Annotated in this window: 25 protein-coding genes; 17 read left to right on the top strand and 8 right to left on the bottom strand. The window is 34.8% G+C overall.

Annotation, left to right across the window (positions count from 1 at the left end):
• Positions 1–4: 4 nt before the first annotated feature.
• From BUC23_RS15270 to BUC23_RS15260, 3 genes are all read left to right on the top strand, one after another.
• Positions 5–370, top strand: a complete 366-nt coding sequence (locus tag BUC23_RS15270; protein WP_073210958.1) for a 6-phosphogluconate dehydrogenase — start codon at positions 5–7, stop codon at positions 368–370.
• 6 nt (positions 371–376) lie between these two features.
• Positions 377–934, top strand: coding sequence for an acyl-CoA thioesterase (locus tag BUC23_RS15265; protein WP_073210956.1), 558 nt, complete (start codon positions 377–379; stop codon positions 932–934).
• A 135-nt stretch (positions 935–1,069) separates the two neighbouring features.
• Complete coding sequence (locus tag BUC23_RS15260; RefSeq protein ID WP_073210954.1) at positions 1,070–1,609, top strand: YceI family protein; 540 nt, start codon at positions 1,070–1,072, stop codon at positions 1,607–1,609.
• A gap of 2 nt (positions 1,610–1,611) precedes the next feature.
• On the opposite strand, the gene BUC23_RS15255 is transcribed toward BUC23_RS15260, so the two are convergent.
• Positions 1,612–2,529 carry a TIGR01777 family oxidoreductase gene (locus BUC23_RS15255; RefSeq protein WP_244153829.1) on the bottom strand — a complete coding sequence of 306 codons (918 nt, stop codon included), beginning with the start codon at positions 2,527–2,529 and terminating at the stop codon, positions 1,612–1,614.
• 116 nt (positions 2,530–2,645) lie between these two features.
• On the opposite strand from BUC23_RS15255, the gene BUC23_RS15250 reads away from it, so the two are divergent.
• The 9 genes from BUC23_RS15250 to BUC23_RS15210 all read left to right on the top strand — a co-directional run bounded on the left by BUC23_RS15250 (position 2,646) and on the right by BUC23_RS15210 (position 10,801).
• Complete coding sequence (locus BUC23_RS15250; RefSeq protein WP_073210952.1) at positions 2,646–3,305, top strand: TetR family transcriptional regulator C-terminal domain-containing protein; 660 nt, start codon at positions 2,646–2,648, stop codon at positions 3,303–3,305.
• Positions 3,305–4,612 carry an ABC1 kinase family protein gene (locus tag BUC23_RS15245; RefSeq protein ID WP_073210950.1) on the top strand — a complete coding sequence of 436 codons (1,308 nt, stop codon included), beginning with the start codon at positions 3,305–3,307 and terminating at the stop codon, positions 4,610–4,612. Before BUC23_RS15250 ends, BUC23_RS15245 begins: the two co-directional genes overlap by 1 nt.
• On the top strand, positions 4,612–4,746 hold the full coding sequence (locus BUC23_RS15240) for a DUF2256 domain-containing protein (RefSeq protein ID WP_073210948.1): 135 nt from the start codon (positions 4,612–4,614) through the stop codon (positions 4,744–4,746). The genes BUC23_RS15245 and BUC23_RS15240 overlap by 1 nt, the downstream gene beginning before the upstream one ends.
• Entirely contained in the window at positions 4,722–6,026 is a 1,305-nt protein-coding gene (locus BUC23_RS15235; RefSeq protein ID WP_073210946.1) for a DASH family cryptochrome, read from the top strand. The genes BUC23_RS15240 and BUC23_RS15235 overlap by 25 nt, the downstream gene beginning before the upstream one ends.
• A gap of 5 nt (positions 6,027–6,031) precedes the next feature.
• Positions 6,032–7,516 (top strand): cryptochrome/deoxyribodipyrimidine photo-lyase family protein, encoded by a 1,485-nt coding sequence (locus BUC23_RS15230; RefSeq protein ID WP_073210944.1) that lies wholly within the window; start codon positions 6,032–6,034, stop codon positions 7,514–7,516.
• Positions 7,517–7,544: 28 nt separating this feature from the next.
• A complete protein-coding gene (locus tag BUC23_RS15225) occupies positions 7,545–7,829 on the top strand; it encodes a TIGR03643 family protein (protein WP_073210942.1) in 285 nt (94 codons plus the stop codon).
• Positions 7,830–7,874: 45 nt separating this feature from the next.
• Positions 7,875–8,558, top strand: coding sequence for an SDR family NAD(P)-dependent oxidoreductase (locus tag BUC23_RS15220; RefSeq protein ID WP_073210941.1), 684 nt, complete (start codon positions 7,875–7,877; stop codon positions 8,556–8,558).
• A gap of 43 nt (positions 8,559–8,601) precedes the next feature.
• A complete protein-coding gene (gene folE, locus BUC23_RS15215) occupies positions 8,602–9,216 on the top strand; it encodes a GTP cyclohydrolase I FolE (RefSeq protein ID WP_073210939.1) in 615 nt (204 codons plus the stop codon).
• 166 nt (positions 9,217–9,382) lie between these two features.
• Entirely contained in the window at positions 9,383–10,801 is a 1,419-nt protein-coding gene (locus BUC23_RS15210; protein WP_073210937.1) for an SDR family oxidoreductase, read from the top strand.
• 489 nt (positions 10,802–11,290) lie between these two features.
• Here BUC23_RS15210 and BUC23_RS15205 read toward each other — a convergent pair whose 3' ends face one another.
• The 7 genes from BUC23_RS15205 to BUC23_RS15175 all read right to left on the bottom strand — a co-directional run bounded on the left by BUC23_RS15205 (position 11,291) and on the right by BUC23_RS15175 (position 17,991).
• Positions 11,291–12,586: a cryptochrome/photolyase family protein gene (locus BUC23_RS15205; protein ID WP_073210935.1), complete on the bottom strand. Its 1,296-nt coding sequence runs from the start codon at positions 12,584–12,586 to the stop codon at positions 11,291–11,293.
• Positions 12,586–13,047, bottom strand: a complete 462-nt coding sequence (locus tag BUC23_RS15200; RefSeq protein WP_073210933.1) for an SRPBCC family protein — start codon at positions 13,045–13,047, stop codon at positions 12,586–12,588. The genes BUC23_RS15205 and BUC23_RS15200 overlap by 1 nt, the downstream gene beginning before the upstream one ends.
• 179 nt (positions 13,048–13,226) lie before the next feature.
• The gene (locus BUC23_RS15195; protein ID WP_073210931.1) at positions 13,227–13,667 is read right to left on the bottom strand and encodes a sterol desaturase family protein; all 441 of its coding nucleotides are present in this window, start codon (positions 13,665–13,667) and stop codon (positions 13,227–13,229) included.
• A 47-nt stretch (positions 13,668–13,714) separates the two neighbouring features.
• Entirely contained in the window at positions 13,715–14,554 is an 840-nt protein-coding gene (locus BUC23_RS15190) for a phytoene/squalene synthase family protein (protein WP_073210929.1), read from the bottom strand.
• 2 nt (positions 14,555–14,556) lie between these two features.
• Positions 14,557–16,026, bottom strand: a complete 1,470-nt coding sequence (locus BUC23_RS15185) for a phytoene desaturase family protein (protein WP_073210927.1) — start codon at positions 16,024–16,026, stop codon at positions 14,557–14,559.
• 38 nt (positions 16,027–16,064) lie between these two features.
• On the bottom strand, positions 16,065–16,961 hold the full coding sequence (locus tag BUC23_RS15180; protein WP_073210925.1) for a MerR family transcriptional regulator: 897 nt from the start codon (positions 16,959–16,961) through the stop codon (positions 16,065–16,067).
• A gap of 79 nt (positions 16,962–17,040) precedes the next feature.
• Entirely contained in the window at positions 17,041–17,991 is a 951-nt protein-coding gene (locus BUC23_RS15175; protein WP_073210923.1) for an ion channel, read from the bottom strand.
• 265 nt (positions 17,992–18,256) lie between these two features.
• Here BUC23_RS15175 and BUC23_RS15170 point away from each other — a divergent pair, with 265 nt between their 5' ends.
• The 5 genes from BUC23_RS15170 to BUC23_RS15150 all read left to right on the top strand — a co-directional run bounded on the left by BUC23_RS15170 (position 18,257) and on the right by BUC23_RS15150 (position 22,711).
• Positions 18,257–18,892: a phosphoribosyltransferase gene (locus BUC23_RS15170; protein WP_084538373.1), complete on the top strand. Its 636-nt coding sequence runs from the start codon at positions 18,257–18,259 to the stop codon at positions 18,890–18,892.
• A 42-nt stretch (positions 18,893–18,934) separates the two neighbouring features.
• Positions 18,935–19,579, top strand: a complete 645-nt coding sequence (locus BUC23_RS15165) for a dienelactone hydrolase family protein (protein ID WP_073210919.1) — start codon at positions 18,935–18,937, stop codon at positions 19,577–19,579.
• A gap of 45 nt (positions 19,580–19,624) precedes the next feature.
• Positions 19,625–20,053, top strand: a complete 429-nt coding sequence (locus BUC23_RS15160; protein ID WP_073210918.1) for a VOC family protein — start codon at positions 19,625–19,627, stop codon at positions 20,051–20,053.
• Between the two features lie 91 nt (positions 20,054–20,144).
• A complete protein-coding gene (locus BUC23_RS15155; RefSeq protein WP_073210916.1) occupies positions 20,145–21,038 on the top strand; it encodes a dienelactone hydrolase family protein in 894 nt (297 codons plus the stop codon).
• Between the two features lie 242 nt (positions 21,039–21,280).
• Positions 21,281–22,711, top strand: coding sequence for a tetratricopeptide repeat protein (locus BUC23_RS15150; RefSeq protein WP_139259915.1), 1,431 nt, complete (start codon positions 21,281–21,283; stop codon positions 22,709–22,711).
• Positions 22,712–22,768: the final 57 nt, after the last annotated feature.

The following is a 22,768-nucleotide window of genomic DNA, read 5'->3' as shown; positions in this document are numbered from 1 at the left end:
GGATATGAGAAAAATACTAGGAATTATTGCAGGTGTTATTTTATTTTCGATCGTATGTTATTTTACTTTTTTATACTATGCAACCTATAGCGAAGGAGTTCGATCCGGACAATTAATTAAATTTAGCCATAAAGGGGTGGCATTCAAAACATGGGAAGGAGAATTGAGCCAGGGACTCTCAGGTGCTCAAATCTTTTCTTTTTCGGTAATGGATAAAGACAAAAAAGTAGTTTCTGATTTGAAGGAACTGGAAGGTCAATATGTAAAATTATCCTATGTTGAGCGCTATAAAACTTTTCCTTGGTGGGGAGATACAAAATACTTCATCCTTGAGGTTAAAAAAGAAAATTCTCCTTATATCAGTAAATAAGCTAGTATGAATACTACTTTTAAAACAGTGGCGTCCTCAAATATTAGCATTTCAGAATTGATGCTGCCGTCACACACCAATTTTAGTGGTAAAATTCACGGCGGCTATATTTTATCCTTATTGGACCAAATCGCTTTTGCCTGTGCCTCAAAATTTTCAGGAAATTACTGTGTAACAGCTTCTGTAGACACGGTAAATTTCTTAAAACCTATTGAAGTGGGTGAGCTGGTAACTATGAAAGCTAGCGTGAATTATGTAGGCAACAGTTCTATGATTATTGGTATTCGAGTAGAAGCCGAAAACATTCAAACCGGAAAAATAAAACATTGCAATTCCTCTTATTTCACAATGGTTGCCAAAAACAAAGAAGGCAAAAGTGTAGCTGTTCCCGGTTTAATTATTTCCAATCTTAATGAAGTAAGACGATTCTATAATTCTCTGAAGCAAATAGCTTTAAAAAAGGAGAGAGATTATCACGAGGAAGTCTTTGATTACAGCTCCGAAGAAAGCCTGACGAATATAAAAAAATATAATGTTCAGCTGGAGTTAAAAAAGAGTAAATAGTAAGGAACCAAATAAAGGAATATAAAGCGATTTATTTTAATAAAAATGAGGCTTCAAGCTAACATTCTCTGCTCATTTGATTAGTTTTTAATTCATTTTTTTTGTAACTTTAAGTAGTTTAATTCATAAACGATCATGAAAAAAATTACGCTCCTTTTCCTGATTATTATCACCTATACCGCTTCTGCACAAGAAAAAATGGGCACTGACAGAGGGATTATAATTTTTGAAGCATCTGTACCATTTTTTGAAGAAGTAAAGGCCATAAATCAAAAAACTGCCTGTATTTTGGTTACAAAAACAGGTGCAATAACTTGTATGGTTTATATCAAAAAATTTCTGTTTGAAAGAAGTTTGATGCAAGAACATTTCAATAAAAATTATTTAGAAAGTGACCGTTATCCTAAAGCAATATTCAAAGGTATAATTGAAAAATTTGACCTGAAAAATATTGATTCAGACTCTAAAGAATATATGATAAATGGAAAGATGACCATTCATGGTAAATCAAAAAAAATTATAATCTACGGAACCATCAAAAAAGTAGGTGAAGGAATTCAACTTGTTTCCACTTTTCCTTTAAACACAGATGATTTCGGTATTGAAATTCCTTTTATAGTACGCAGTAAAATAGCGAAAAACGTCAATACGCAAATCACTTGTGTTTTACAATAGTTTTATTTTCTTAAACAATCTCTAAGCGCTTCTTCCAAATTTTTGAATTTAAATGTAAAGCCTGCACGTTCGATTTTTTCAGATGAAATTCTTCTTCCTGTCAAAACAATTTTCGACATTTCTCCCATTGCCAATTTTATTAAAAAAGCAGGAACATTGGGTAACCAAAGAGAATATCCAAGAACTTTTGCCAGAGTTTTAGAGAAAAGCAAATTGTTCGTATTGTCATTTACAGCTGCATTATAAGGACCAGCCATCATAGGATTAACCAGAGCATGAACATACATATTACATAAGTCATCAACATGTATCCAAGGCATATATTGCTTGCCTGACCCTAGGGCCGCGCCTAATCTCCACCTAAAAATAGGCAATAGTTTTCTCAGAAAACCATCTTCTTTACCCAATACTAAGCCCGTACGGATTTTAACAGTGCGGATGCGCAAATATTCAATAAAATCAATAGATTCTTCCCATTTGTAACAGGTAAACCCAAGAAAATCATTAGCATTAGGTGTTTCCTCTGTACAAATCTTCTTTCCGTTTACTGCTCCATAAATCCCTATTGCTGATGCCGAAACAAAGGCTTCAAGTACCTTATTATTTTTCTTCAGAACGGAATAGATCAGTTGTGTTGATTGTTCACGACTATTAAGTATTTCATCCTTCCTTTTTTTGGTCCATCTTTTCTCCGCAATATTCTCCCCCGCCAGATGTATTATAAAATCTGCTTTTAGAACAGCATCCTCTTCAATATATTGGGTGGCGACATCCCATTTGTAATAAGAAATTTCTGCAGTATTCTGTTTTTTGCTTCTGCTTAAAATGGAAACACTATATCCCTTTTCGATAAGCAAACTAGTTAAATGTCTACCTATAAATCCGGATCCGCCGCTTATTAATACATTTCTTTTTATCATACTGTAAAGCTAAGCATTTATGGGGAATCTAAAATATATATTAAATTTTGTTTAACAATATAATTATTTAGTTAAACATTTTGTACCTTTATACTCTAATTACAAATTCAAAAAAAATGGCTGCTAAAAAATCAATACCGACAAAAGAGAAAATAGTTTCGATGTACATGGATTATGTACTTGAGAATAGTGAAAAACCAAAATCTGTTTATCATTTCACAAAATTAAACAACTTCAGTGAAACCGAGTTTTATTCCTTTTTCGGAACTATCGAAAGTATAGAAAAAGAAATTTTTAAAATATTTTTAGACAAAACAGTTGAATTACTGAATAAGAACCCTGACTACGAGAACTACGATATGAAAAGTAAAATGCTGAGCTTTTACTTTACTTTTTTCGAGATTTTAACCGCTAACAGAAGTTACGTAGTTATGGTTTTGAATGAAAATAACAATCAATTAAAGAAACTAACACAGTTATCTGGTCTAAGAAGCAGTTTCAAAAAATACATAACTGACATCATTTCTGATGATTACAGGGTTCAACAAGAGAAGCTTCAAAATTTTCAGGAAAAAGCAATACAGGAAACTTCATGGGTACAACTTTTACTGACACTAAAATTTTGGCTAGACGATTCCTCTCCTTCTTTTGAAAAAACGGATATATATATCGAAAAATCCGTTAAAGCAACGTTTGAATTAATGAATATAGCACCCTTAGAAAGTTTAATCGATTTTGGAAAATTTATTTTCAAAGAAAAAATATACAACAAATAATGAAAACGATAGATTATATTCCAACATCAAAAATTGAAAGAGCAACAAAACTAGTACAAACCGGTGCGAAAGTTGGTGTTAACTACCTCAAATATTACGGTGAAAAAATAGTTAATTCTGATTTGACCCGAGATAAACTCAATGAAAACAATGCAGAGGACATTTATGACGGATTAAAAAGTCTCAAAGGAAGTGCGCTGAAAGTAGCTCAAATGCTCAGTATGGACAAAAGCTTTTTACCACAAGCTTACGTGGAGAAATTCTCATTGTCACAGTTCTCCGTTCCGCCACTTTCTGCTCCATTGGTATTGAAAACATTTAAAACCAATTTCGGAAAAACACCCTACGAAGTTTTTGATGAATTCAATGCCAATTCTGTCAATGCGGCAAGTATTGGTCAGGTTCATGTGGCTGTAAAAAACGGTAAAAAACTAGCTGTAAAAATTCAGTATCCAGGCGTTGCCAATAGTATTTCCTCTGATTTGTCGATGGTGAAACCTATTGCGATCCGAATGTTTAACCTGCAAGGAAAAGATTCCGATAAATATTTTAAAGAAGTCGAAGATAAACTTATTGAGGAAACCAATTATCTATTGGAACTGGAGCAAAGCCAAGAAGTTGTTAAGGCCTGCAAAAAAATAGAAAATTTAGTTTTCCCAGAATATTATTCTGAGTATTCATCCGAGAAGATTATTACGATGGATTGGATGACAGGAATTCACCTTTCAGAATTTACCAAAACGAATACAAATCAAGAAACTGCAAATCAAATTGGTCAGGCGCTATGGGATTTTTATATGTATCAGATTCACATTCTGAAAAAAGTCCATGCTGATCCGCATCCCGGTAACTTTTTGGTAAACAAAGAAAATCAACTGGTAGCATTGGATTTTGGGTGCATGAAGCAGATTCCAAATGACTTTTATACTCCTTATTTTGAGTTGATTGACAAAAAAGTCATTAATAGCCCCAAAATATTCAATGCAAAATTATTTGAATTAGAAATTCTTCGAAGAGATGATTCGAAAGAAGAAGTGGAATATTTCACTGAAATGTTCCATGACTTACTGTCCTTGTTCACAAAACCGTTTCAAGCGGAAACGTTCGATTTCTCTGACGAAAGTTTTTTTGAAAGTATTGCACAATTAGGAGAACGATTTTCAAAAGACACCAACCTGCGCAAAATGAACGGCAATCGAGGGTCTAAACATTTCATTTATATGAACAGAACCTTTTTTGGATTGTACAATTTGATGTTTGATTTGAAAGCGACAATTGTGGTCAATGAATATGAAAAATACAAATAGTGAAAAAGGAAAATCTGCCTTCAAAAATATGTCTGGTTTGCAACCGGCCTTTTAGTTGGCGGAAAAAATGGGAAAAGGTTTGGAAGGAAGTCAAATATTGTAGCGAAAAATGCAAGAGAAACAAAAAGGATTAGTTTGGTTTAGAAACGATTTGAGAGTTCAAGATAATGAATCTTTGACAAATGCTATACAAGAAAATAAAACGGTAATCGCGGTTTATTGTTTTGATCCAAGGCATTTTGAAAAAACGAGTTTCGGCTTTAAAAAAACAGAAAAATTCCGGGCCAAGTTTCTCATTGAATCAGTAAGTACATTGAAACAAAATCTGGAAAAGATGAATATTTCGCTTTTAGTTTATCATCAAAAACCTGAAGATGTTATACCGGAAATTGTTGCTAAAAATGAAATCGATTATATTTATTTTCAAAAAGAATGGACAAGAGAGGAAATGGACGATTTAGAGAATCTAAAATCTAAAGTTCCAGATTCGACAAAGTTTAAAAGCACATACAATCAGTTCTTATTTCATCCTGAAGACATTCCATTTGAAATTCAATCGATTCCAAATGTTTTTACACAATACAGGATTCAGTGTGAAAAATCAACTACAGTCAGACCAGAATTTTCGGTTCAGTCGCTCTCTGAAGAAAACTGCATACAAAACGAAACAGTAATTCCAACGATGGAAACTTTGGGCTTTACTGATTTTGAAATCGATTCCAGAACAGCATTTCCTTTTCGTGGTGGTGAAAACGAAGCAATGAACAGATTGGAGAATTATTTTTGGAAATCAAAAAAACTGAGTGTTTATAAATTGACTCGCAACGGATTATTGGGCACAGATTTTAGTTCAAAATTTTCTCCATGGTTGGCTAATGGCTCTATTTCGGCAAAAACTATCTATTGGGAAATCATTAAATATGAAAAAGAAATCGAGAAAAATGATTCGACTTACTGGTTGATTTTTGAATTGATTTGGAGGGACTATTTCAAATATGTTTCGCTGAAAAATGGGAATTCAATTTTTAAAATTGGAGGGATTTTAGATAAAAAATACGATTGGATAACCAATCAATCAGCTATAAATCATTGGATAAACGGCACAACAGAAGAGCCTTTTGTCAATGCCAATATGATTGAATTGCAACAAACAGGTTGGATGAGTAATCGCGGCAGACAAAATGTGGGTTCCTATTTTGCAAAGAATCTTCTGTTAGATTGGCGCATAGGAGCCGCTTATTTTGAGGCCATGCTACTTGATTATGACGTACACAGTAATTATGGAAATTGGATGTACGTTTCAGGTGTTGGAAACGACCCACGAGATCGCAAATTCAATATTTCGTTACAAGCTAAAAACTATGACGGTGAGTCAAAATTTCAAAACTTGTGGTTGCAACAAAAATTATTCTAAAAATTATGAATACTAATAAAAAACATATCAATGTAGTTTGGCTCAAAAGAGATCTTCGTTTAAACGATAACGAAGCGATTTTTAATGCGACTCAAAACAAAATTCCAACATTGCTGCTGTATGTATTTGAAAAATCTTTAGAGAATGATGCACACTACAGCCCCAGACATTGGAACTTCATTAAACAATCAATCGCAGACATAAACAACGAACTCAAAAATTCCAATACTCATGTGTTAGCTGTTACCTCAGAGGTATTGCAGGTGTTTAATACTATTCAGGAAACATACAAAATAGATTCTGTTTTTTCACATCAGGAAACAGGGTTGAAAATTACCTACGAAAGAGATAAAACATTTAAAAGATTCTGTAAAAACAATCAAATAAGCTGGATTGAAAATATAAATAACGGCATCTTTAGAGCATTGCGTAACCGAACAAATTGGGTCTCAAAATGGGAAAGTTATATGAATGAACCCCAATTTATATTTGATTCCGCGGCAGAGAATTATTTAGATACAGCGTCTATATCCGAACTTGAAAAAACATTAGAAAAAACAAATTTAGAAACAGTTCCAGATGCCATTTTTCAGAAAGGTGGAACTACAATGGCGGGTAAATATCTCCAAACATTTTTTGACGAGCGTTACCATTATTACAGCTCCAATATTTCAAAACCATTATTAGCCAGAAAAAGTTGCAGCAGGTTATCCCCTTATATTGCTTGGGGAAATATTTCCTCCAGACAAGTTTTACAAAAAGCAGCTGCCTTCAGACTGACCTGCACACACAAGAAACAAATTGACTCTTTTGTTTCCAGGCTGACATGGCAGGCTCATTTTATTCAAAAATTTGAAATGGAAGAAATTATGGAATTCGAAAGTGTCAATAAAGGTTTCCATTCACTGAAAAAGAAAATAAATAAGCAATATATAAACGCTTGGAAAATGGGTCAAACAGGATTTCCCTTAATCGATGCTTCGATGCGTTGCTTGAATGAAACGGGTTACTTGAATTTTAGGATGAGAGCCATGTTAGTTTCATTTTTTACGCACAATTTATGGCAACCTTGGCAAGAAGCAACGCATCATTTATCACAAATGTTTCTGGATTTTGAGCCCGGAATACATTTTCCGCAGTTGCAAATGCAGGCGGGTGAAACCGGAATCAATATGTTACGTATATATAATCCGATAAAGAACAGTTACGAACACGATCCTGATGGTGGATTTATAAAAAAATGGGTGCCGGAATTACGCAATTTGCCTCGTGCATTTGTACATGAACCATACAAAATGACCTATTTAGACCAGCAGTTTAATGACTTCGAAATAGGAATCAGTTATCCGAAACCAATAGTAAATATAGAAAGAACGAGAAAATTTGCTAGTGATTTTTTATGGAAAATGAAGAAAAACCCATTGGTGAAAGAAGAAAGTTCACGGATATTAAAACTTCACACTATGGCTGATATTGGAGATAGTGAGTAATATATTAATGGTAATAAAAATATAATTTATGAATACAAAAAAAGAACTTACCGATTTAGACAAAGACCGAATTATAGAAATGGCTTGGGAAGACCGAACCACTTTTGATGCGATTTTGATGCAATTTGGATTAAAAGAACAAGAAGTCATTGATTTGATGCGAATTGAAATGAAGCCTTCCAGTTTTAGGATGTGGCGCGAACGCGTTCAAGGCCGCAAAACAAAACATGAAAAACTGAGAGATTTCAGAGAAGGAAGGTTCAAATGCACAATGCAAAGACAGATTAACAACAATAAGATTTCGAAAAGATAGCAGCGTCAAGATAAAATATTTTAAATAACCGATTGAATAAAAAACATGAAAAACATAGTAATCGTTGGAGGCAGCAAAGGAATAGGAAGCGCCATTTTGCTGCAACAATTAGAGACAAACATAGTTTACAACATTAGTAGAAATGCTCCGGCCATCACACATCCAAACCTTAAACATTTTGCCGTAGATGTATTGCAGGATTCACTTCCGGATATAGAAAGTGTCGATACGCTGATTTACTGCCCGGGCTCTATCAATTTGAAACCTATAGCAAGTTTGAGTATCGATGATTTCAGAAATGATTTTGAAATTAATGTTATTGGAGCTGTAAAAACTATTCAGAAATATTTACCTGTATTAAAAAAAGGAACTGATCCATCCATTATTTTGTTCAGTACAGTAGCCGCAAAACTGGGGATGCCCTTTCATGCGAGTATTGCTACTGCAAAAGCAGGTGTGGAAGGATTAGTAAAATCGCTGGGAGCAGAGTTGGCATCGGTAGTACGCATCAATGCCATTGCTCCCACGATTACCGAAACATCACTTTCGGCAAATATTTTAAGAAATGATCGTATGAAAGAAAATATGGTAGAACGTCATCCCATGAAAGGATACTTAAAACCGGAAGAAGTAGCTAATATGGTAAACTTCCTCATTTCTGAAAATGCAAAATCGATCTCCGGTCAGGTATTTGAAATGGATTACGGAATTGTGACATTCAAAATTTAAAAATTATAAAAAACACATCTATAACTTTAAAAAAAAATCGAAAATGATACTTAGCAAAATGAAAAGCTACGAGAAAATCGAGCAATATGATACGGAACTAACGGAATCATTAGCTGAAAATTACAAAACAATAATTGAAAATTTAGGCGAAGACGTAAATCGAGAAGGTCTTGAAAAAACGCCTGAAAGAGTAGCTAAAGCTATGCAGTATTTGACACATGGTTATGAATTAAATCCATTAGAAATTCTAAAATCGGCCCTGTTCACTGAAGACCATCAACAAATGATTGTGGTAAAAGACATTGAAGTGTATTCAATGTGTGAACATCATATGTTACCGTTTTTTGGAAAAGCACACGTGGCTTACATTCCCAATGGTAAAATTGTAGGCTTGAGCAAAATCCCAAGGATAGTTGATGCCTTTGCCAGAAGAATGCAAGTACAGGAAAGACTGACAGATCAGATCAAGAATTGTATTCAGGAAGCCTTAAATCCGCTAGGTGTTGCAGTCGTCATTGAAGCGCAACATATGTGCATGCAAATGCGAGGGATTCAAAAACAAAATTCAGTTACAACAACCTCTTCTTTTACCGGTGCGTTTGAAAAAGACAAAACCAGAAAAGAATTTATTAGCTTAGTTTCCAATAAATTGAGTTAAATTTAAATATTATTCGCCGTATTAAATAGTGGCTAAAAATAGAATAAATCAATTATACGAATTGACACTGATTTTTTGAGCAGCAACTGAAATTTGAGCTAATTCGTATAATTTATTGAAAAAAGTAAGCGTTTTTGAACAAGTGCAATAATTTAAATTCAAAACCATGAAAATTCTCTTAACAGGTGCAACAGGGTATATCGGGAAGCGACTTTTACCAATTTTGGTGGCGCAAGGTCACGAAATCGTATGTTGTGTCAGAGACAAAAACAGGTTTTACATTCCAAAAGAATTTGAAAAAAATATTGCAGTTATAGAAATCGATTTTCTTAAAGCAGAAACGCTTTCTGCCATACCGGAAGACATCGACGCAGCGTACTACTTAATGCATTCTATGTCTACTTCTTCTGATAACTTTGATGATTTAGAAAGTATTTCTGCTACAAATTTTGTGCAACGATTAAATCATACGAATGCGAAACAAGTCATTTATCTGAGCGGAATTGTAAATGACAAATCACTATCTAAACATTTATCTTCACGGAAAAAAGTAGAAGATATCTTGAATACAGGCAAGTTTGCGGCCACGACGCTTAGAGCCGGGATAATTGTAGGTTCTGGAAGTGCGTCATTTGAAATCATTAGGGATTTAGTAAATAAACTTCCCGTTATGATTACTCCAAAATGGCTCAATACAAGATGCCAGCCCATAGCAATTCCAGATGTGCTGGAGTTTCTCTCTAAATCATTGCTAAATCCTTTGACTTACAATCAAAATTTTGATATTGGCGGACCCGATATTCTTACTTATAAGCAAATGTTATTGGGCTATGCCAAAGCAAAACACCTAAAAAGATGGATTTTCACCATTCCTGTGATGACTCCAAAATTGTCTTCTTATTGGTTGTATTTTGTAACCTCAACCTCTTATAAACTAGCTTCAGCTCTTGTAAGCAGTATGAAAGTCGAAGTAATATGCAGAGATCATCGAATTAATGAAATCTTGAATGTAAAACCCATGACGTATGAGCAAGCTTTGTCTCGGGCGCTGGTAAAAGTGGATGAAGATAAAGTGGCGTCCAGCTGGAAAGACTCCTTAGTCAGCGGACGTTTTAGCAGCAATATATCTGAATATCTCAAAGTTCCTAAAAAAGATTGCTTCATTGATCGCCGAAAAATGGAAATAGTAGACAAAGACTACACCATCAATAAAATCTGGTCCATTGGTGGCGATTCCGGTTGGTATTATGGTGACTGGCTTTGGGGATTACGCGGATTCATTGATAAATTATACGGAGGAGTTGGTTCACGAAGAGGACGAACGAACCGTCATGACATACATTCTGGTGATGCATTGGACTTTTGGCGTGTCTTGTATGCCAATAAAGACGAGGGAAAGCTAATTTTATTTGCCGAAATGAAATTACCGGGAGAAGCTTGGCTCGAATTCAAAATTATCGGAAACACTTTGTATCAATCCGCTACTTTCAGACCTAGAGGGATTTGGGGTAAACTATATTGGTATTCCGTTTTACCTTTTCACGGGTTTATTTTTAATGGAATGCTGAACAAATTGATTAACTAATTTTCTTTTTTAAAACATATAAGTCATTTAAGTTAATCTCTAATTACAGCTTGTCATTCCGAGGAACGAAGAATCTCAACCGTAATTTTTCATTCCTGATCAAACTCCCACTAGGTCCGAATAAAAATACTAAAGCAAAATATTTTCAACCATATAAGAAATATAAGTTCATTGCAGTTTCCCTTCTCAATTGAACAATTTATCATTCACTGGAATGACAAAAAAATGGCAATGCTTTTTTAGTAATCAATATTGTCCGGTAAAAATAGGGTATAGTCCCCCTACGGGACAAATTTTATATTTCGAGCTATCTTACTACCAACATATAACCTCTACGAGGTACGCTCCGTTAGGAGCAAAATATCGGTAGCAAATTAAATAAGCAAGACCCTAAAAAATGTCCCGTAGGGACTATGTCTACTAGGTTTTCTCAATTTAAAAAAGTTTTTATCGGACAACAATGTTTAGTAATGGAAATAAAAAATAATTTTACTTCAAAATTCCAGCTTTATAAGTGGCAATCGCTCTGTCTCTAGCCATAGCGTGCTCTACCATTGGTTCTCCATATCCTAAATCGAATTCTTTGATCCATTTGCGGATATACATTCCTTTCTCATCAAACTTTTTTTGTTGAATCTCCGGATTAAAAACTCGGAAATAAGGTGCAGCATCGCAACCTGTTCCTGCTGCCCACTGCCAGTTTCCAACATTGGCAGACAAATCGTAATCCAATAATTTTTCAGCAAAATAGGCCTCTCCCCATTGCCATTGAATCAATAAATGCTTGCAAAGAAAACTCGCCACAACCATTCGCACTCTGTTGTGCATGTATCCAGTTTCATTGAGCTGACGCATTCCCGCATCAACCATAGGGTAACCAGTTGTGCCCGAACACCACCGTTTGAAATCGGCTTCGTCATTACGCCATTGAATCCCGTCATACGCTGATTTAAAGTTTTGGGTAACGACTTTTGGAAAACTGAATAATATTTGCATGAAGAATTCTCTCCAAATCAGTTCACTCAAAAAGACATCGTTTTTATGAAAAGCCCAATTAACTAATTTCCGTATGCTTACAGTTCCGAAACGCAGATGCGGCGACAGATAAGAGGTTTGATCCAAGGCTGGAAAATCCCGAATATCTTGGTAATTTGAAATAAAATTTAAGTTGTGCGGTTTTACCTTTATAGGACTTTCTTCGAAGCCGATTTGTTCCAAAGTTGGAAAAGCAAAACTGTTTTTATGGAAGCCGGAAAAATAGGCTTCGGTATCATATTCCTGAACTGGAGCCATTGATTTGTATTTCTCTAACCATTTATTTTTAAAAGGAGTATAAACGGTGTACGGCAATCCATCTGCTTTTGTGATTTCTTTTTCTTCGAAAATGACTTGGTCTTTAAAAGAATAGGAGATTGCATTGTTTGCCTCCAATATTTCACAAATGGCACTATCCCTCTTTATGGCATATGGTTCATAATCTTTATTGAAAAAAACTTCCTTTACATCAAATTCTTGTAAAAGTGATTGCCAAACTTCAGTAGTTTTTCCTTTTTTTATCAAAATAGAACTTCCTATTTCTTGTAATCGGTTATTTATTTTCGAAAGGCTTTCATGAATAAATCCTACTCTGGTATCGTTTTTTGGCAAACTGTCTAAAATGGAATCATCAAAAATAAACAACGGAATTACAGGCTGTTTAGATTTTAAAGCATGAAATAATCCAACATTATCTTCGAGACGCAAATCGCGTCTGAACCAAAAAATAGAAACTTCTTGTTTGCTCATTACTTTGCATTAAACATTTCGTCCACCTTAGTCACGCGGTAAGCAAAAATGGATTTCAATTTATTTTTAACCACCAATGTATTCATGATTCGGCCCAGAAAGCCAAGTGGCAGTCCGTAATGCACCACATCCGTCATTTTGGTTCCGTTTGGTGTTGCTTCAAAGAAATGTTTGTGGTGCCAGAAACTGTATGGACCAAAACGCTGTTCGTCTATAAAATAACTATTTTCCTTTACTTGGGTTATTACAGTCATCCACGACAAAGTAATCCCAAAAAGTGGCGTTACTTTATATTGAATGATTTGTCCCGGATACATGGACTTATGGTCAAAATCCGTGATTTGAAAACCCATTCCCTCCGGCGTGATTTTCTGAAGGTTCTTTGGGCTTGAAAAAAAAGCCCAACATTCTTCTACACTTGCATTTACATGTTGAACGGTTTCTTGTTTGTATATTTTCATGATTGCTGATTAAGAAAAAATTCTTGATTGGTTCACCTGAGTTGCGTGAGGGATAAAAGTGGAGCTCTTTTTATAGCTGGTCTCGTTTTTTTGAACGAGACCAGGGATAAAAAAGCGGGAACGGATAGCCCGACCCCGCTGTATCGTTAGTGAAAGCGGGGTCACGCCCCAATTGAACTTTACATTTTATAGTATTTGAACGGCACAAATAACATCCCAAAACACTCTCCATGCTCTTTTCCCAAATGCTTATGATGTATTTTATGTGCTTTACGCAAGCCTATCAAATATTTATTATTGGTGTTTTTGAACCACTTGAAACGTTGATGTATCAAGACATCGTGTATCATGAAATAACAAAATCCGTAGAATGTGATTCCGAGTCCAATGAAGAACAGGTAATTCATGCCGCCTTGTACACCAAAGTAAAAAAGTACGATGCTGGGTACGGCAAAGATCACAAAAAAGATATCGTTTCGTTCGAATACATTTGCATATTTGGGCTGGTGATGATCAGCATGAAAATACCACATCAATCCGTGCATCACATACTTATGTGTCATCCAGGTCACGCATTCCATAAAAAGGAAAACACCTAAAAAGATTAAAAAGGAAATCATTATTTTTATTTATTTAGAATATACATTTTAAAAATATGCGCTGTTTTTTATACTAATCGTAACTTGTAAGTTACGAAAGATTGTGCCAGTAATCCGGCTTTGGTATAATTAGAAACCCGAATTCTTGCATTCCCTATTTCATGACAAGGCGTGTTTTCGAGTTTTTTCAAGAGCTTTTTATAATAGACAAATGCGGTGTAAACTCCAAATTTAGCTTCAATCGGTAATTTCAAAATTCCTTGATAAGCAACTCTGAAATCTTCTTCTATTTCGTTTATTATAGTCCTTTTTGCATTCTCATCAAATGAGTTTAAATCTACTCCTGGGAAATAATTCCTGTTTAAGATTAAATTATCATCCTTAAGATCTCGCAAAAAATTAACTTTCTGAAAGGCTGAACCTAAACGCATGGCTTCTCCTTTTAACAAATTGTATTTTTCATCATTTCCATCGACAAAAACCTTGAGACACATTAAACCCACCACATCAGCTGATCCATAAATATAATCGTCATACTCCGCTTTGCTATTGTAATCTGATTTAATCAAATCTAATTTCATACTCTTGAGAAAAGCCTGAATCAATTCATCAGAAATATTATATTTTTTTACCGTTTGCTGGAAAGAATTCAAAACTGGGTTTAAACTTATACCTCTGTCAATACCTTTGTAGTACTCCTTTTCGAAATCATTGATCAAATCTTCTTTGTCGTATCCATGAAATGAATCTACTATTTCATCAGCAAAACGCACGAAGCCGTAGACACTGTAAATAGCATCCCTAATACTTGGCGACAGCATATATACTGCCAATGAAAATGAAGTACTGTAGTTTTTTGTAACTAACTTGCTGCATTTGAAAGATACATCATCAAATATTTTTTTCATATTTATTGATCTGAAAATTGCTTATTAATTAATTCTGATACTAATTTTCCTGAGATTAGAGCTGGCGGAACTCCAGGTCCAGGAACGGTCAACTGACCGGTGAAATATAAATTCTTTACTTTTTTACTTTTAAGTTTTGGTCTCAAAAAGGCGGTTTGTAATAACGTATTTGCCATTCCATAAGCATTCCCTTTATATGAATTGTATTCTGAAACAAAATCATTTTTACAGAACGACTGCTTAAAGATAATATTATTTTTAACGCTTTGCTGTGTTAAAGCTTCAAAACGGTTTATTATTTTGTCAAAATACTCTTCCCTTAGCTCCTCAGTATCATTGATTCCAGGTGCCAACGGAACTAGGAAAAAACCCGATTCCATTCCTTCCGGCGCGGCCGTTTTATCCGTCAAAGATGGAAAATTGGCATAAAACAAGGGATCTTTAGGCCACTGTGGCTCATCGTAAATATCCTTTGCATGCTGATAAAAATCAACATCAAAAAACAAGGCATGATGTGATATATTTTCTATTTTTTTATTGAAACCCACATAGAACAATAAAGATGACGGAGCAAAAACTCTGCTATCCCAATATTTCTCTGAATATGCACGATGTTCCTGATCTAATAATGTTTCCGTGTGATGATAATCCGCACCGCTTAAAATCAAATCTGATTCAATCGTTTCACCATTTACAATTATCGCTTTGGCCGTTTTATTATCAACAATTATTTTTTCGATATTTGCGTTGGTATGAAAAGTCACTCCTAACTCACGCGCTAAACTTTCCATTGCACGAATGACATCGAACATTCCTGTTTTAGGATGCCAAGTTCCAAGACCAAAATCAGCATAATTCATAAAACTATAGAACGATGGCGTATCTGATGGTTTTGCTCCAAGGAACAGCACAGGGAATTCGAGAATTTGAATTAATCGTTCGTTTTTAAATTTCTTACGAACGTCTTTGCTGATGTTACTAAAAAACTGCCCCACTTTTTTAGCGGTTTCCACAGTCACCAATTCCAAAGGTGAAATCCCTGGCCGGTACACTAAATCTTTAATTGCGATATCATAATTGCTTTTGGCTTCAGCAATAAATTCACTCAAAATCTTCCCGCTTCCTTTTTCAATTTCTTCAAAAGCGAATATGATATCTGTTAAATTATCTGCAATGGTAATAAAATCATCGATTCCGTAATACACTCGATATGCCGGTGATAACTTTATGAGCTCATAATAATCGCTTGTTTTCTTTCCAAAATCGGCAAAAAAACGATCAAAGACATCCGGCATCCAATACCAGCTTGGTCCCATATCAAAAGTAAAACCGTCTTTCTTTAATTGTCTTGCTCTACCGCCTACTGACGCATTTTTTTCAAAAACTTCAACCTGATGCCCGCTTTTTGCCAAATAACAAGAAGCAGCCAAAGCTGAAAATCCGGAACCTATAATTGTAATTTTATTTTTCATTTGTTTAGCAAATATACGAAATGTTTAAACAAAAACAATTAAATTTTAGCTACTAATTCTGAAATCGAATCAAAAATAGATATTTTATCCGAAAGTCCTTCCTTTTTTATAAACTCAACCAATCGACCTGTTAGCCATAACTCAGTGGTATCATCTATCAATTCATCTGTCATTTTAGCCACATATTCATTTACAGAATCTCTCTCTGGCTGAACGGTAAAATAAGAAATGAAAACAATGGAATTAAAATGCTTTTTTAAATCTTTTAAATTCTCAATAGGCATACTTTCACCCAGGTAAATCGCTTTGTAGCCATGCAATAAAATTTCATAATGCAAATACATTAATCCCAACTCATGTATTTCATTCATTGGAAGGGAAAGAACAAAAACTTTATCCAATTTCGTTTGCTTTAAAACTTGCAGTTTCTCAGTATTCACCAATAGTTTTTGCTTGATTAGATAGCTGATAAAATGTTCGTGAGCAGGCGTTATTGTATCCGATTGCCAAAGCAAACCAAGTTCATTCATCAAAGGGATGAAGACTTCGTGAAACACTTCTTTGAATGATTTATCTGCAATTAACCAATTGTAGGTGTTGAAAAATAATTCTTGGTCAAAGTTCATCATTGCCATCTTAAAAGCACTGATAGCATGACTTTTTGCCGTTTTACTAGAAATTATTTCTCGAACTAGGGAAGGTATTTTGTCTTGTGGATAGGTGGCAATTTTTGATATCTTGTATCCATAATCATGTAACAAAGTAATATTTAGCAGCTTTTGCAAACTGGCCAAATCGTACAACCTAATGTTAGTATCCGTACGCATGGGTTGGAGTATATCATATCTTTTTTCCCAAATTCGTATCGTATGCGCTTTTATCCCTGACAGGTTTTCAAGATCTTTAATACTGAATACATTTTTAACATTGTTCATCGTTTATCAAAATTTAATAAACAAATGTAAAATAATAATTTAACATTCTGCTCAAAATAAATAAAAACTATGCGTAATACTATAAATCAACGTTGTTGTAAACATTTAACTTATCCAAATTAAGAATTGTTCGTGAATTATCAGCACTTCTAGTGTACATCGGTTCAAATTTGGCACCGTAAACAACCTCGTCAAAAGTATACGAGGTACGAGCGGCAACAGTATTACTAAACATATCGTCAAAGGTTTTTATAAAGACGAGTATCTCACCACTAGTATTTTTAAAATCGGCTGCGGTGAAATTATAAAGCGGACTGTCTTCTGTAATTGGATGCACTAAGGTCCAACTTAAAGTCAATGCATTTATCTTGTCCAATTCTAATTCCAAAGCAAAAAATTTATTGGTTCTTTTCCCATTTTCCTCCACGCTCATCCCAAGAGTCATTTTGGCTTCAGCATCCGTAAAATTTGTATTTTTAAATGGTGTGGTTCTAATCATCAAACCGGTAATTTCTCCATATGGCGCAATTACAGCGTTATGAGAAAACTTCAAAAAAGCGGTAGGCTTACTAAATCGACCAAAAAATAAACCCGTAGCAATGGCAAAACTCAATAACCCTATTAGTGCTTCGGCTGCAGAAAGTGCACTGGTTAAAAACCCAGAGGGACTAATATGTCCGTAACCCACTGTGGTAAAGGTTTGCGCACTGAAAAAATAAGCCTGTCCAAATTTGACCCATTCACTATCTGTAGTTGAAATCCCATTCAGATGTTCGATTCCAATTCCGTAATAAACAGAGGCAAATACAAAATTGATCGCCACGTAAAACGAGAGAATGATCAGTATAAATTTCCACCCTGACATATCAATCATGGTGTGATACCAACTGATACGATGCAAAAAATGCATTCCCTGCTTCTCTACATTAGCCGTACCATTTTTATTAACGAAACGGCCGCCATAACTATTGGCGTTAGTTCCAAAACCAGTATTCTTGTCGGCTTTTGCTTTGGCATTTATTGTATTCAAGGGAAGATCTTTTTAATAATTATTTGATAGTAAATTTAGGTAAAATCCCGTTCAAAAAAAAGATGCTTTTTCTGCTTAAATTAAATTCTAAATATACCCGTTACTCCATTTTTTTATTGGCAAATAAAACTGAAAATAATCGAAGACCTTTCACGGCTTAATTTCAATTGTAAATATGAGAAAATCAAACATAAAAAACACTCAAAATAACTGAAAATCAGTACCTTTATGTGTATTTTTTTTAATTTATTTAAAACAAAAGGTTATGTATAACGAGATGCTAAAAGATAGAATTGAGGCAGGTTTATTACTTTCAGAAAAATTAAAAAAATATAAAAATAGCAACACCATTGTTCTTGCAGTTCCAAGAGGCGGAGTACCTGTAGCAGCTGTAATTGCCAAAAGTTTGCAACTTCCATTGGATATTGTACTGTCCAAAAAAATTGGACATCCTTATAATAAAGAATTTGCTATTGGTGCCGTCTCCATGGATTCTATGATTATTGATGAGCATCCTGATGTTCCCCAAGAATATATAGAAACAGAAATTGTGAGACTCCGAAAATTGATGCGAGAAAAATATGAAATCTATATGGGTAATCGTACCCCTCTTGATATAAAAGGCAAAAATGTAATTGTGGTAGATGACGGCATAGCAACTGGTAACACGGCATTGGTTAGTATAAATATGCTCCGAAAAAGAAATTCCGCAAAAATTATTGTTGCAGTCCCCGTGATACCCTATGATACGGTGCCCGTATTTGAAAAAAATACCGACGAGTTTGTTTACCTAATTGCGTCCAAAAATTTTAGAGGAGTTGGTGGATTTTACGAAGACTTCAATCAGGTCGCAGACGACGAAGTGATTAAGTTGTTGAGCGTTGAAAGCCCCATTGAATAGCATTTTTAAATCTATTATTGTTCCAATTAAATACAATCGATTATGAAAAAATTAGAGATCGATATCCCTCTATCTTCTGTAATCCTTAAAGGGGATTTAGTCATTCCTGAAAACCCCATCGGAATTGTTATTTTTTCCCATGGAAGCGGCAGCAGCAGGTTCAGTTCCAGAAACAGAATGGTGGCAGAACTGATTCAGAAACATAATATTGCTACATTTTTGTTTGATCTGCTTACCGAAAAAGAAGATCAAAATTATGAAAACCGCTTTAATATTGATTTACTGACCAGTCGATTGATAGAAACAACTGATTGGCTTGTGGAAAACAAAAACGTAAAAGATTTACCTGTAGGCTTCTTCGGGGCAAGCACAGGAGCGGCATCTGCATTAAGAGCAGCAGCCTATTTTGGAAAAACTGCAAAAGCGGTAGTTTCCCGTGGTGGCCGTCCTGATATGGCAATAACAGAATTATCTATGGTGACTGCCCCTACTCTGTTAATAGTTGGCGGACTCGATGTTCCTGTAATCGGAATGAATAAAATGGCCTTTGACGAGTTACAATCAGTAAAAGAAATGAAAATTATTCCGGGAGCCACGCATCTTTTTGAAGAACCCGGGAAGTTGTTAGAAGTTGCCGATTTGGCGATAGCATGGTACAAAAGATATTTGACAAAAAAAGACGATTGATAGCGATTCTAAATTTGGAAAAAATATATTAAAAAATAGAGAACAATGGCAACAGTAAATTTAGATTTAGTTTTTAATGGCAATTGTAAAGAAGCTTTTGATTTTTACAAATCTGTATTTGGCGGCGAGTATTCCTATTTTGGAAAATATAAAGACATGCCTACGTATGATAGCACCAAAATTCCTGTTGAAGATGCCGAAAAAATAATGCATATTTCTCTACCTATAAGTAAAGAGACCAGCTTGATGGGCAATGACCATATTGAATATTTTGGACGTAATACTGTTTTCGGGAATAATTTTTCGCTTTCCATAAATACCGAAAGTAAAGAAGAAGCTGACCGGCTGTATAATTCACTTTCAGCTGGTGGAGATTTAGTTATGCCGATGGGAGATACTTTTTGGGATGCTTATTTCGGTATGCTTACCGATAAATTTGGCGTGAATTGGATGGTAAGTTTTGAACACAATTAAGGAAAATAAAATTTTAGTACACTACTAATAAAGTCCTGTGATTGAGCTGTAATCGCTTTTATTCCTATCTTAGTTATCTGAAATAAAAAACATGAAAAAACTAACCAAAGAAGACATCAGTCAAGAAGTATTTGACTTATACGATGACTATGCCCACAATAAAATTGAAAGAAGGCAATTCATTGAAAAACTATCCATTTTTGCGGTAGGAAGCCTAACCTTGCCATCGCTTCTAAGTTTTATGACACCCAATTATATTGATTCTATCTTGATAAAACCCGGTGATCCAAGGCTGAAATCAGAATACATCACTTACGATTCTCCCAAAGGCGGAGGAAAAATCAAAGGACTTTTATCCCAGCCTACGGGAACCAAAAAGAAACTACCTGGAATCATCGTAGTACATGAAAACCGCGGACTGAATCCTTATATTGAAGATGTAGGCCGAAGAGCCGCCGTGGAAGGATTCATCACTTTGGCACCCGATGCTTTGTCGCCACTGGGCGGTTATCCCGGAAATGATGATGCGGGAAGAGAATTACAAAAAAAGCGTACCCGTGAAGAAATGCTCGAAGACTTCATTGCAGCCTACGAATACCTAAAATCACACAAAGATTGTAATGGACATATTGGTGTGGTGGGATTTTGTTTTGGAGGTTGGATTGCCAATATGATGGTGGTAAAAATCCCAAAATTATGCGCCGCAGTTCCGTATTACGGGGGACAACCCACTGCAACTGAAGCCGAAAAAATAAAAACGCCCATCATTGCGCATTACGCCGGTTTAGATACCAAAGTAAATGAAGGCTGGCCTGCATTTGAAGCCATCCTTAAAAAGAACAAAGTAGAACATATAGCTTATTTCTATCCCGGAGTGAATCATGGTTTTCATAACAATACCACGCCCAGATACGATGAAAAAGCCGCCACTTTATCGTGGACAAGAACGATTGATTTTTTTAAGGAGAAATTGAAGAAGAAATAATTTAATTTATTAAAAGTCCCGTGATTGGGGCTTTTTTTGTGTTTAATTTTTTTACGAAAATACTGCAAAAATCAAATGAAACACAAGAATTTATTATATTTGAAAATCAATAAAATCCGACGTTTATCAGACAAAGCAAACCAAAAAATGGTCTCTATACCAGTAAGAGAAAGGACAAAATCGATAATCTAAAAGGAACGACTTGTAAAAAAAGTTGTCATAAAAAGTAAAATCTAGTACCTATGAGAAATATTTTAAGCCTACTATTGTTTATTTTCATGGGAACAGTTTCCGGACAATCCCTAAAAATAAAAAATCTTGAACGAAGTCTTTCTGAAGCAAATTCAGATGCTGGTAAGTTAGCTCTGTTGGTGAAAATTTCTTCAGCCTATATCGACCATAATCCGATAAAGTCAGTCCATTTTGCAGAAGAAGCTTTGATAATCTCCAAAAAAAATCATTATAAAGAAGCTGAAATGCGTAGTCTGAATAGTTTAGCCTTCTCATTATTTGTTGTTGGCAATTACTCAAGGGGATTGAAAGCTTCCTTAGAAGCACTAAAATTAGCTCAAAAACTGAAGAATAAAAGAGGCCAGGTTATGGCTTACAATACAATAGGAAATATTTACAGAAGACAAGGTGCTCACAAAAGCGCTGTTACAAATCTTTTGCTTGCCAAAGACATTTGTGATGCCGATAAAAGTATTCCATGCGATCATATTATATCTACGTTAGGAATATGTTATTTGGAGACCGGCAGAACCGATTTAGCCATAGATTTCCTGCAAAAGGTTTATCAACAAAATATTAAATCAAAAAGCGAAGGCATATCAATTACCTATAATCGTCTGGGAGATTTACAATATAAGTTGAATAATATTCCGCTCTCCTTGGAATATTACCGTATGGGTGTCAAGAGTGCCACAGAGTATAATAATCCTCGATGGTTGTGCTTTAATTATGTTTCGTTGGAAGAACTTTATTTCAATGAGCATCAAACAGATTCCAGCATTGTATATGGTAAAAAGGCCCTTGCGCTGGGAGAAAATAAATTCCTGCATCAATCGCAAAAGGCTGCAATAATACTATCTGATAATTATAACCGGCTAAAAGAGTCGGACAGCTGCCTCAAATATTTAAGGCTGGCCATAGTTATCAAAGATACTATTCAAAACAACAAGGAAGAATCCCAAATTCAGAATCTTGTATTTGAAGAACGTTTACAAAAAATTGAAACCGCTGAAAATGAACTCAAACTTAAAGAAGAAAGGTCGCATAATCTACAGTATTTTGCTATTGCTGCCACGTTAGTTCTTTTCATCATAATATTTCTGATATTGAGTCATTCGATATTAGTCAATGAGTCGATTATCCGATTTTTAGGAATTCTATCTTTATTAATCGTATTTGAATTTATCAATTTGTTCCTGCATCCATACTTGGGTGAATTTGTACATCACTCACCAATACTAATATTGTGTATGATGGTATTTATTGCAGCACTTTTAATTCCTTTACATCACAAATTAGAGCAGTGGATAACAAATAAACTAGTAGATAAAAATACTCAAATAAGATTGGCTGCTGCGAAAAGAACGATAGAAGCATTAGAAAAACCCTATAACGCTGATATAACACAATCGTTAGCGCATTCTATGATAAAAAACAAGTGAAAATTTAAAAATTAACAGGCAAATTTATATGTATTTATGTAGGGAGTTTGTCTGTTA

Origin of the sequence: Flavobacterium xinjiangense (assembly GCF_900142885.1) — a bacterium.
GTDB lineage: Bacteria > Bacteroidota > Bacteroidia > Flavobacteriales > Flavobacteriaceae > Flavobacterium > Flavobacterium xinjiangense.
Note: the sequence above shows the minus strand (reverse complement) of the source record. Positions and strands in the feature narration are given on the sequence as shown.